The sequence below is a fragment of the Actinomadura sp. NPDC047616 genome (assembly GCF_040642915.1).
Classification (GTDB): domain Bacteria; phylum Actinomycetota; class Actinomycetes; order Streptosporangiales; family Streptosporangiaceae; genus Spirillospora; species Spirillospora miaoliensis.
The window spans coordinates 49,763-59,977 of sequence record NZ_JBEYTB010000028.1; the positions used below are offsets into that span (position 1 = coordinate 49,763).

Annotated in this window: 11 protein-coding genes; 5 read left to right on the plus strand and 6 right to left on the minus strand. The window is 73.7% G+C overall.

Going from position 1 to position 10,215, the window contains the following annotated elements:
- Window positions 1-6: 6 nt before the first annotated feature.
- The 3 genes from ABZ801_RS40065 to ABZ801_RS40075 all read right to left on the minus strand — a co-directional run bounded on the left by ABZ801_RS40065 (window position 7) and on the right by ABZ801_RS40075 (window position 3,124).
- Window positions 7-1,236, minus strand: coding sequence for an MFS transporter (locus tag ABZ801_RS40065; RefSeq protein WP_360708816.1), 1,230 nt, complete (start codon window positions 1,234-1,236; stop codon window positions 7-9).
- 119 nt (window positions 1,237-1,355) lie between these two features.
- Window positions 1,356-2,168, minus strand: a complete 813-nt coding sequence (locus tag ABZ801_RS40070; RefSeq protein WP_344959433.1) for an ABC transporter permease — start codon at window positions 2,166-2,168, stop codon at window positions 1,356-1,358.
- Window positions 2,165-3,124 carry an ABC transporter ATP-binding protein gene (locus ABZ801_RS40075; RefSeq protein WP_360708819.1) on the minus strand — a complete coding sequence of 320 codons (960 nt, stop codon included), beginning with the start codon at window positions 3,122-3,124 and terminating at the stop codon, window positions 2,165-2,167. Before ABZ801_RS40075 ends, ABZ801_RS40070 begins: the two co-directional genes overlap by 4 nt.
- Before the next feature lie 154 nt (window positions 3,125-3,278).
- On the opposite strand from ABZ801_RS40075, the gene ABZ801_RS40080 reads away from it, so the two are divergent.
- Entirely contained in the window at window positions 3,279-3,887 is a 609-nt protein-coding gene (locus ABZ801_RS40080) for a DUF1707 domain-containing protein (RefSeq protein WP_344959429.1), read from the plus strand.
- A gap of 84 nt (window positions 3,888-3,971) precedes the next feature.
- On the opposite strand, the gene glpX is transcribed toward ABZ801_RS40080, so the two are convergent.
- Entirely contained in the window at window positions 3,972-5,006 is a 1,035-nt protein-coding gene (glpX, locus tag ABZ801_RS40085) for a class II fructose-bisphosphatase (protein ID WP_360708823.1), read from the minus strand.
- A gap of 180 nt (window positions 5,007-5,186) precedes the next feature.
- Between glpX and ABZ801_RS40090 the strand changes: the two genes are divergently transcribed.
- Window positions 5,187-5,879, plus strand: coding sequence for a TetR/AcrR family transcriptional regulator (locus ABZ801_RS40090; RefSeq protein ID WP_344959425.1), 693 nt, complete (start codon window positions 5,187-5,189; stop codon window positions 5,877-5,879).
- 20 nt (window positions 5,880-5,899) lie between these two features.
- Window positions 5,900-6,682, plus strand: coding sequence for a DUF4245 domain-containing protein (locus ABZ801_RS40095; RefSeq protein ID WP_344959423.1), 783 nt, complete (start codon window positions 5,900-5,902; stop codon window positions 6,680-6,682).
- Window positions 6,683-6,707: 25 nt separating this feature from the next.
- Here ABZ801_RS40095 and ABZ801_RS40100 read toward each other — a convergent pair whose 3' ends face one another.
- Together ABZ801_RS40100 and xseA are read right to left on the minus strand one after the other, a co-directional pair.
- Complete coding sequence (locus tag ABZ801_RS40100) at window positions 6,708-6,962, minus strand: exodeoxyribonuclease VII small subunit (protein ID WP_344959421.1); 255 nt, start codon at window positions 6,960-6,962, stop codon at window positions 6,708-6,710.
- Window positions 6,963-6,971: 9 nt separating this feature from the next.
- Window positions 6,972-8,180, minus strand: a complete 1,209-nt coding sequence (gene xseA, locus ABZ801_RS40105; protein ID WP_344959419.1) for an exodeoxyribonuclease VII large subunit — start codon at window positions 8,178-8,180, stop codon at window positions 6,972-6,974.
- A gap of 122 nt (window positions 8,181-8,302) precedes the next feature.
- On the opposite strand from xseA, the gene ABZ801_RS40110 reads away from it, so the two are divergent.
- Window positions 8,303-8,827: a MarR family transcriptional regulator gene (locus ABZ801_RS40110; RefSeq protein WP_344959417.1), complete on the plus strand. Its 525-nt coding sequence runs from the start codon at window positions 8,303-8,305 to the stop codon at window positions 8,825-8,827.
- A 10-nt stretch (window positions 8,828-8,837) separates the two neighbouring features.
- Window positions 8,838-10,088 (plus strand): MFS transporter, encoded by a 1,251-nt coding sequence (locus ABZ801_RS40115; protein WP_344959415.1) that lies wholly within the window; start codon window positions 8,838-8,840, stop codon window positions 10,086-10,088.
- The last annotated feature ends 127 nt before the right edge of the window (window positions 10,089-10,215 follow it).

Here is a 10,215-nt window from a genome sequence, read left to right on the forward strand (position 1 = left end):
CCCGGGTCAGACGGCCGGGCGCTCCATCGCAGGAGCGCCCGGCCGAGCCTTCCCGTCCACCACCGGGTCGAAGCCCCTGGCGGTGACGAACACCAGCAGCACCAGCACCGTCGGCACGACGAACGCCAGCCGCAGCCCGTGGTCCGGGTCGATGGGCGCGATCGCCCCCACGACGGCGGCGCCCAGCACGAACCCCACGTAGTTGAAGACGTTGACCCGTGCCACGGCCACGCCCAGCCCGGTCGGGTCCACCTTGCCCGCGGCCGAGTACGACACCGGCGCGATCACGCTGAGGCCCAGCCCCGCCACGGCGAACGCGGCGATGGCGACGGCGGCGTTGGGCGCGGCAACCACGCCCGCCATCCCCGCCAGGCCGATCGCCCCGCCCACGCGCACCACCCGCACCGCTCCCGAGCGCCGCACGCCGAAGTCGGCCACGGCGCGGCTGACCACCATCGCGATCTGGTAGGCCACGTAGCCCAGCGGAGCCACCCAGTCGCTGCCGGACAGCTCGTCGTCCAGGTACTTGGCGCCGTAGTTGGACAGAGCCGCGTCGGCGAGGTACGCCACGGCCATCGCCGTTCCCACCACCAGGATCGGACGCCACGGGACGCGCCGCCCGGCCGCCTTCAGCTCCTCGGCGCTCGGCCCGTCGCCCTCCTCGTGCCTGCCGTACAGCAGGTGTCCGGTTCCCAGCGTCCCGGCCAGCCCCACCGCCGCGGCCGCGGTGAAGCAGACCGGCAGCGACAGGTCGATCCGGTTGGACAGCGAGGCCCACAGGCCGCCGAGGATGCCCGCGACGCTCCACACCGCGTAGCAGCCGGTGATCAGGCTCATGCCGTAGCGCCGCTCGACCGCGATGCCCTGGGCGTTCATCGCCGCGTCCACCGCCCCGACGAACAGCCCGAACAGCGCGACCGCCGCGTACAGCGGCACGTCCGCGTCGCCGGTCGTCCCGATCAGCACGATCGCCGCGCACACCCCCGGCTGCGCCACCCGCAGCACCGGCCCGCTGCCGACGCGCGCGAACGCCGCGCCCGCCAGCACGCTGCCCAGCCCGGCGACCAGCGGCACCGTCAGCAGCACCAGCGACAGCGTGGCGTCGCTGAGCTGGTGCGCCTTCTGGATCCGCGGCACCTGCGTCACCAGCGAGGCGAAGCACAGGCCCTGCACGGCGAACGCGGCGTAGGCGGCCGGCCGCGCCCGCCGGTCCCGCCCGGTGATCCGCACGGTCATGCGGCGCCCGCCTCTCCGCCACCGGGGCCGAAGATGAGAAAGTTTCGCGTCAGGGCGGCAGCGTACCGCAGCGCCCCCGGCGCGCGAATCCCCTGGCCGGTCCCCTTGCCGGGGCGATCTCAGTCGATGAGGCGGCGGCGCATGCCGCGCACGGCCAGCAGCCACATCAGCGCGGAGAACACCACCAGCAGGGCCAGATGCCCCAGGTCGACCAGCGGACGCAGCCCGAACACCGCGTGCCGCACCAGCTCCACGCAGTGGTACAGCGGGTTGGCCCACGCCACGTACTGCGCCCACCGCGGCAGCGCGTCCACCGGGAAGAAGGTGCCCGCCACCAGGAACAGCGGCGTGATCACACCCGTGATCACGTAGTCGAACGAGTTGATGGACGGCACGATCGTGGACGTCCACATCCCGAACAGCGCGAACCCCAGCGACAGCCAGAAGACCAGGAACGGCACCAGCAGCATGCCCGGCGACGGGTCCAGCCCGAAGAACAGCGCCACCACCAGCGGCGTGCACGAGTACACCGACCCCTTGGCCGCGATCCACAGCGCCTCGCCGGTGACCAGCTCGTGCACGTCCACCGGCGTGGCCAGGATCGCGTCGTAGGTGTGCTGGAACACCCGCCGGATGTAGCCGTTGAACATCCCCGGGAACACGGCGGTGAACAACGCGGCGATGCCCACCACGCCGGTCGCCATGAAGTCCAGGTAGCGCATGCCGGACACCACCGCGACCAGCGACCCGAACCCGTAGCCGAACGCCAGCAGGTAGAACGTCGGCTCGACGGTCGCGGCGAACGTCTGCGACTTCCAGTAGCGGCGGAACAGCGCCAGCTCGTGCCGCCAGATCCCGCCCACCGGCGCCAGCTCGAACCTGCGCAGCGGGCGCGGCGGCGCGACCTGCCCCGTCGCGTGATCGGTGGTCATTCGACCTTCTCCCCGGTGAGCACCACGAACACGTCCTCCAGGGTGGCGGCGCGGCGGACGCCGTCCGGCCCCAGCTCCTCGGCCAGCGACGGCGGCATCGCCTCGGCCTTCAGCACCGACACCGACGGGCCGGTGCGCCGGGTCGCCAGCCCCGCCGCGCGCGCCAGCCGCTCGACCTCCGCCAGCCGCTCCGGCGGGCCGAAGTGCTCGACGACCTGCCGCCCGGCGTGCTCGGCGATCAGCTCGGCGGGCGCGCCCCGCGCCACCACCCGGCCGCGCGACATCAGCGCGCAGTCGTCGGCCAGCCGCTCGGCCTCCTCGATGTAGTGCGTGGACATCAGCACCGTCGTGCCGTGCGAGCGCAGCCCGTCGATCAGCCCCCACAGGTCGGCGCGCACCTGCGGGTCCAGCCCCACGGTCGGCTCGTCCAGCAGCACCAGCGCGGGACGGTGCACCAGCCCGCGCGCGATCAGCAGCCGCCGCCGCATCCCGCCCGACAGGTCGTCGACCTTGGTGTGCGCCCGGCCGGTCAGGTGCGCCAGGGCCAGCGCGTCGTCCACGGCCGCCCGCCGCCGGCGCCGCGGCACCCGGTACAGGTGCGCGAACACCTCCAGGTTCTCCCGGGCGGTCAGCTCCTCGTCCAGGTTGTCCTGCTGCGGGACGACGCCCATCGCCGCCCGCACCCGTTTGGACTCGCCCGGCACCGGCAGCCCCAGCACGTGGATCGTGCCCTCGTCGGCGATCGCCTGGGCGGTGAGCAGCTTCATCGTGGTCGACTTGCCCGCGCCGTTCGGGCCGAGCAGGCCCAGGCACGTGCCGGGCGCCACCTCCAGGTCGAGGCCGTCCACGGCGGTGAAGTCGCCGAAGCGCTTGACCACCCCGCGCAGGCTGATCGCGGCCGCGCTCCCGGCGGCCGGTCCCCGGACGGAGGTCTGCGCACCACGCTGTACGGCCATGAGCGTCACTGTAGGTGACGGATCGGGCAATTCCCCACAGATTTTTCCGGGCCGTGGACGACCTTTTCCAACGCCGCTTCCGACCCCGCTTCCGTGCCCCCGCGGGTTCGGCGGGTTCGGCGGGACCGGGACGGGCGGCGGCTACCCTCTAAGCGTGGAGACCCCCAGCCGACGGCCCCCGAGCGAACCGAGCGTGCGGGAACTGCGCGCCTCCGACGCCGACCGGGAACGCGTGGCGGCCGTGCTGCGGGAGGCCCTGGCCGACGGGCGGCTCACCATCGACGAGCACGCCGAGCGCACCGAACGCGTCTACGCCGCCCGCACCCTCGGCGACCTGACCGGCCTCACCGCCGATCTCGGCCCCCAGGAGACCCAGCCGATCCTCGTCGACGACCGTCCCGTGTCCGCCATGTTCGGCCGGATGCGGCGGGAGGGCCGGTGGGTGGTGCCGGTCCGGCTGCCGCTGCTGGCGCTGTTCGGCACCGTCGAACTCGACCTGCGGCAGGCCGTGCTGCAGCGGCGGCACGTGGTGCTGGACGCCATGGTGCTGGGGGGCCGCATCCGCCTGCTGGTGCCCGACGGCGTCCGCGTGGACGTGACCGGGCGCACCGTCCTCAGCACCCGCGACGTGCGCACCCGCCCCTACGACGAGGGTCCCACGGTCGAGATCGGCGGCACGATGATCTTCGGCTCGGTGCGGGCCCGCACCCCGAAGCGCACCCTGCGCGACCGCGTCCGCGACCGCCTGAACCGCCGCCGCTGAGCCACCGCCACGCCGCTGAGCCGCCGCTGAGTCGAGCCGCCGCCGAGCCGCGGCGCGTGGCCGCGGCTCCGGCCGCCGGCGCCGCTACTGCGCGGTGTCGAAGTTGATCGCGCTGTAGGCCCGCAGCTTGTTCAGCTTGTGCTCGCTGGTGATCGAGCGGATGGTGCCGCTGCGCGAGCGCATCACCAGCGAGTGCGTGACCGCGGTGCCCTTGCGGTAGCGCACGCCGTCCACCAGCTCGCCGTCGGTGATGCCGGTGGCGGCGAAGAACACGTCGTCGGAGGTGACCAGGTCGTCGGTGGTCAGCACCCGGTCCAGGTCGTGCCCGGCGGCCAGCGCCTTGTCGCGCTCCTCGTCGTTGCGCGGCCACAACCGGCCCTGCAGCACCCCGCCCAGCGCCTTGATCGCGCAGGCCGCGATGATCCCCTCCGGGGTGCCGCCGATGCCCAGCAGCAGGTCCACGCCGGTGCCCTCGCGCGCCGCCATGATCGCGCCGGCCACGTCCCCGTCGGTGATGAACTTGATCCGGGCGCCGGTGGCGCGGACCTGCCGGACGATGTCCTCGTGCCGCGGCCGGTCCAGGATCACCACGGTCACGTCGTGCGGCGAGGAGCCCTTGGCGCGGGCGACGGCGGCGATGTTGTCGGCGATCGGGCGTTCGATGTCCACCGCGTCGGCGGCCTCCGGGCCGGTCGCCAGCTTCTCCATGTAGAACACGGCCGACGGGTCGTACATCGACCCGCGCGGCGCCACCGCCAGCACCGCGATCGCGTTGCTCATGCCCATCGCGGTCAGCCGGGTGCCGTCGATCGGGTCCACGGCCACGTCGCACTCGGCGCCGCTGCCGTCGCCCACGTGCTCGCCGTTGAACAGCATCGGGGCGTTGTCCTTCTCACCCTCGCCGATCACCACCACGCCCCGCATCGCCACGGTGTTGATCAGCTGGCGCATGGCGTTGACGGCCGCGCCGTCGGCGCCGTTCTTGTCGCCGCGGCCCACCCAGCGGGCGGCGGCCATGGCGGCGGCCTCGGTCACCCGGACCAGCTCCAGGGCCAGGTTGCGGTCCGGCGCCGCGGGCTCGGTGACGAGCGGGGAGTGGACGGTGGTCTCGTGCGACATGGCGGCGGCCTTTCGGTCGGTGATCTCCGTGGATTCTCGGCGCGCCGCGTCCGAGGTCACAAATTGGACCAGACCAGACAAGGCGCATGGGGGATCCAATACCCCGAACGGCCCGTTTTTGACGGACCGGGCATCGGCGGATCGCGCTCCACCGGCCCGGAGGGCGTAATCTCAGGGCTCATGAGCAGCGAGATCGATGTCCCCTCCGGCGGGGTCGCCGCGGCCGGCGGCGGTGCGGACGCGGCCGGGACACGGGCGGACGCCGGCGGCGACGCCCCCGCCCGCACCTCCGACCGCGGCGCCGCCACGCGCAGCGCGCTGCTGGCCGCCGCGCGGGACGTGTTCTGCGAGGCGGGCTTCGCCCAGGCCGCCGTCACCGACATCGTCGCCAAGGCGGGGGCCAGCGTCGGCAGCCTCTACCACCACTTCAACGGCAAGGCGGACCTGTACCTCACGCTGTTCGAGGAGTTCCAGGGACGCCAGCAGGAGCGCACCCGGGAGGCGGTGAACCGGGCGCGCGAGGCCGGTGAGAACGACCCCATGCGGCTGTTCATCGCCGGGGCGGGCGCCTACCTGGACGGCTGCCTGGCCGAACGGGACGTGGCCCGGCTGTTCATCTCCGGCGACGGGCCGCCCGGCTTCGACCGCGTCATGCGCCAGCGGCTCAACAAGTGGGCCCGCCGCAACGCCGCCCTGTTCCACACCGCCGACGGGGGCGTGGACGAGGCGCTGGTCGTCGTGCTGACCGGGGCGATGGCGGGCGCGGTGTCGGAGATCTCCCTCAGCGACGACGAGGCGGCCTCGCGCGCGCTGGCCGACGACGTCATGGCCATCGTGTCCACGATCCACAACCCCCGGACGGGGCACGGCTGACCGTGCGGGATCCTGGGAACGTGAGCGAGAAGACCCCACCGACGTCCGACGCCCCGCCGAGCGACGCCCCCGCGAGCGACACCGTGCCCGGCGACACCGCTCCAAACGACGCCGCCGCTTCCGACGGTGCCGCGCCGGACGAGTCGGCGCCGGCGCGGGCCGCGGCGCCGGGCGGCGACCAGGCCGCGGCCACGGGGCCGGTCCGGGTGAGCCCCGCCGTCTACAAGCGGCTGACCACCGGGCTGGGCGGGTTCACCCTGGCGATGGGCGCCTGCCTGCTGCTCGTCGCGGCGATCTACGTGATCACGCCGCGCAGCAACAAGGAGGTCCTGCCCACCGTCGACTACCAGAGCCAGCTCTGGGCGATGCGCAGCGACGCCCCCTACACCGTGCACGCGCCCGAGAACCTGCCGCCCACGTGGCGTCCCACCAGCTCGCGGCTGCACGGCCTGGGCGAGGGCAAGGGACCGGTGGCGTGGCATCTGGGGTTCGTCACCCCCAGCGACGAGTACGCGGCGCTGGAGCAGAGCAACGAGAAGGCGTCCGAGTACGTCCCCCGGATGACCAACAACAAGAAGCCGATCGGCACCCAGCAGGTGAACGGCGTCACCTGGACCAAGTACCACCGCAAGGACAAGAAGGCCAACTCCCTGGCGCGCACCCTGCCCGACGGGGTGAGCCTGGTGGTGACCGGTACGGCCTCCTACGAGGAGCTGGCGGTGCTGGCCGCGTCCCTCAAGCCGCAGCCCAAGCAGACCGGCGGCGTCCCGGTGCCCACGGCCTCACCGGCGAACCCGTCCTGAGGAACAAGACGACCTCGTGGCGGCCTCAGAAGGGGGCGGCCTGGCCGTCACCTTCCGCGGGCTCGCTCATGGCCGCGGCCAGGCGCGCGCGGGCGCCTTCGAGCCACTCCTCGCAGATCCCGGCGAGCTTCTCGCCGCGCTCCCACAGGCCGAGCGACTCCTCCAGCGTGAGCCCGCCCGTCTCCAGCCGCCGGACGACCTCCGCCAGCTGGTCGCGGGCCTGCTCGTAGGACAGCCGCTGCTCACCGGGGCCGTGCTGCTCAGGATTCTCCTCGGTCACCGTTCAACCTTAGTCGCCGCCGGTGACGGTGACCGCGATGCGGCCGTCGGCCAGCCGCACCAGCAGCCGCTCACCGGTCTCGACCGCCCCGGCCTCCCGCACCACCGAGTCGTCCTCGCGCTGCACGATCGCGTACCCGCGCTTGAGCGTGGCGGCGGGGGAGAGGGCGACCAGCCGCGCGCGGGTGTGCGTCAGCTCGTCGCCGGCCCGGTCCAGGGCGGCGGTCAGGCAGCGGCGGGCCCGGTCGCGCAGCGCGCGCACCTGCTCGTCCTGCCGTTCGATCTCGCGGACCGGGTCGGCCAGCGCCGGCCGCGACCGCATCGCCTTCAGCCACGCCAGCTCCCGCTCCACGGCCCCGGCCAGGCAGCGGCGGCCGCGGTCGCGCAGCTGCCGCACGTACTGCAGCTGCTCGCGCACGTCCGGGACGACCTTCTTGGCCGCGTCGGTGGGCGTGGACGCCCGCACGTCGGCCACCAGGTCCAGCAGCGGGGTGTCCTGCTCGTGCCCGATGGCGCTGACCACGGGGGTGCGGCAGGCCGACACCGCCCGCACCAGCGCCTCGTCGGAGAACGGCAGCAGGTCCTCCATGGACCCGCCGCCGCGGGCGATGACGATCACGTCGATCTCGGGGTCGGCGTCCAGCCTGCGCAGCGCCTCCATCACCTCGCCGACCGCGTAGGAGCCCTGCACGGCGACGTTCTCGACCTGGAACGCCACGGCGGGCCAGCGCCGCCGGCCGTTGCGCAGCACGTCGTGCTCGGCGTCGGAGTCGCGCCCGCAGATCAGGCCGACCTTGCCGGGCAGGAACGGCAGCGGCCGCTTGCGCTCGGGCCGGAACAGCCCCTCGGACGCCAGCACCCGCTTGAGCCGTTCCAGCCGGGCCAGCAGCTCGCCGACGCCGACCGGCCGCACCTCCAGGGCGGCCAGCGAGAACGTCCCCCGGTTGATCCAGAAGTCGGGCTTGGCGTGCAGCACCACCCGGGCGCCGTCGGCCACCGCGGGACCGGCCGCCTCGAACACCGCGCGCGGCCCCACGACCCGCACCGACATGTTGGCCACGGGGTCGCGCAGCGTCAGGTAGACCGTGCCGCCGCGGGCGTTCAGGTCGGTGATCTGCCCCTCGACCCAGATGCGGCCCAGGCGCCCGATCCAGCCGCCCACCGCCTGCAGGACGGTGCGGACCGGCACCGGCGACTCCGCCGAGGTCTCCATCGCCATGCAGGCAGCCTATGCCGCCCGTGCCGGGCCGCGGTCCGGCACGCTGGTGTGACCGGGCTCACGCGAATAGTTAGCCAAACTAAGTTAGACTGTCTAAGTAATTGTCCGTGAGGTGACCATCCGTGACAGCGTCCGACCCCATGTCCCGCCCTGCGCCGACGTCCGCGGCGTCCCCGGCCGGGCAGGCGCCGGCGAACCGGCAGCCGTCCCAGCCGCATCAGCCGTCGGACGCCGACCGCGCGCTCGCCGAGCAGTTCAACCGGCGCATGCGCGACGTCGTCCTGCTGCTGCGCCGGGTGTCCGCCGACCAGCCCATCACCGCCCAGCAGCTGTCCGTGCTGGGCTCGCTGGAGGCCGGGCCGCGCCGGATGACCGAGCTCGCCGCCGAGCACGGCGTCCGGCTGCCGACCATGACCGCCCAGATCAACCGGCTGGAACGCGACGGGCTGGTCGCGCGGGGCCGGGACGCCGCCGACGCGCGCGTCGTCACCGCCCGGCTCACCGAGACGGGCACCGACCGGCTGCGCGCCGGGCGCGAACGCCGCCTGGCGTTCCTGGCCGGGCGGTTCGCCGCCCTCAGCGACGAGGACCGTGCGGCCGTGGCCGCGGCGCTGCCCGCCCTGGAACGGCTCCTCACCGTCTCCTGAAAGGACCTTCATGCACGCGACGCCCCCCGGCGCCCCGTCCGCCCCCGAGCAGGCGGCGCGGCGCGGCGGCATCCTGCGCCAGCCGCTGGCGGTCTGGGCCACCGCCTTCGCCGCCGTCGTCGCCTTCATGGGCATCGGCCTGGTCGACCCCATCCTGCCCGCCATCGCCAAGGGCCTGGACGCCACGCCCAGCCAGGTCTCCCTGCTGTTCACCAGCTACTTCCTGATCACGGCGGTGGCGATGCTGGTCACCGGCTGGGTGTCCAGCCGCATCGGCGGCCGCCGCACGCTGCTGGCCGGGCTCGCGCTGGTGATCGTGTTCGCCTCGCTGGCGGGCACGTCCGACACGGTGGGCCAGCTGATCGGCTTCCGCGCCGGCTGGGGGCTGGGCAACGCGCTGTTCGTGGCCACCGCCCTGGCGGTGATCGTCGGCGCGGCCAGCGGCGGCGCCGAGTCCGCGATCATCCTGTACGAGGCGGCGCTCGGCCTCGGCATCTCGATGGGGCCCCTGCTGGGCGCGCTGCTCGGCGACATGAGCTGGCGCTACCCGTTCTTCGGCACCGCCGCCCTGATGGCCGTGGGCTTCCTGCTGATCGCCGCGCTGCTGGGGCCGACGCCCCCGCCGAAGCGGCGGACCCGGCTGTCGGACCCGATCCGCGTGCTCGCCCACGGCGGCCTGTCGACCACCGCGTTCACCGCGCTGTTCTACAACTACGCGTTCTTCACCGTTCTGGCCTTCACCCCGTTCGTCCTGGGCATGGACGCGCACGGCATCGGCCTGGTGTTCTTCGGCTGGGGCGTGCTGGTCGCGCTGGCCTCGGTGTTCGGCGCGCCGTTCCTGCAGCGCCGTATTGGAACGGTCCGGGTGATGCACCTGGCGCTGGGGCTGCTGGTGCTGTGCCAGCTCGGCCTGGCGCTGTCGGGCCAGACCGGGATCATCGTCTCCACGATCCTGTCGGGCATCCCCATCGGGCTGAACAACACCGCCTTCACCGAGGCCGCCATGGAGGTCTCCGACGCGCCCCGTCCGGTCGCCTCGGCGGGCTACAACTTCGTCCGCTGGCTCGGCGGCGCCATCGCCCCGTACGCCGCCGGACGGCTCGGCGAAGAGATCAACTCGGACGTGCCGTACTACGTCGGCGCGGCCAGCTGCCTGGTCGCCGTGCTGATCCTCGTCCTGCGCCGCCACCACCTGCGCGACCTGGAGCGTGTGGACATCGACCACGCCGTCCACGACGCCCCGCTGCCCAGCCGCGCCTAGACCCCCTGGACGCGGAACGGCCCCCGGGACGCGGCGCATTCGAGGGGTCGTCGCAACACCGGTTGATCAACTGGCTTCGGCCAGGAGCTTAGCGAGACGCTCGGCTGGGGTGTCCCAGCCGAGCGTC

Coding starts and splice junctions, on each gene's coding strand:
- ABZ801_RS40070 (WP_344959433.1), bottom strand. CDS start 2,168: ATGACCACCGATCACGCGACGGGGCAGGTCGCGCCGCCGCGCCCGCTG.
- ABZ801_RS40075 (WP_360708819.1), bottom strand. CDS start 3,124: ATGGCCGTACAGCGTGGTGCGCAGACCTCCGTCCGGGGACCGGCCGCC.
- ABZ801_RS40115 (WP_344959415.1), top strand. CDS start 8,838: ATGCACGCGACGCCCCCCGGCGCCCCGTCCGCCCCCGAGCAGGCGGCG.
- ABZ801_RS40090 (WP_344959425.1), top strand. CDS start 5,187: ATGAGCAGCGAGATCGATGTCCCCTCCGGCGGGGTCGCCGCGGCCGGC.
- ABZ801_RS40065 (WP_360708816.1), bottom strand. CDS start 1,236: ATGACCGTGCGGATCACCGGGCGGGACCGGCGGGCGCGGCCGGCCGCC.
- xseA (WP_344959419.1), bottom strand. CDS start 8,180: ATGGCGATGGAGACCTCGGCGGAGTCGCCGGTGCCGGTCCGCACCGTC.
- glpX (WP_360708823.1), bottom strand. CDS start 5,006: ATGTCGCACGAGACCACCGTCCACTCCCCGCTCGTCACCGAGCCCGCG.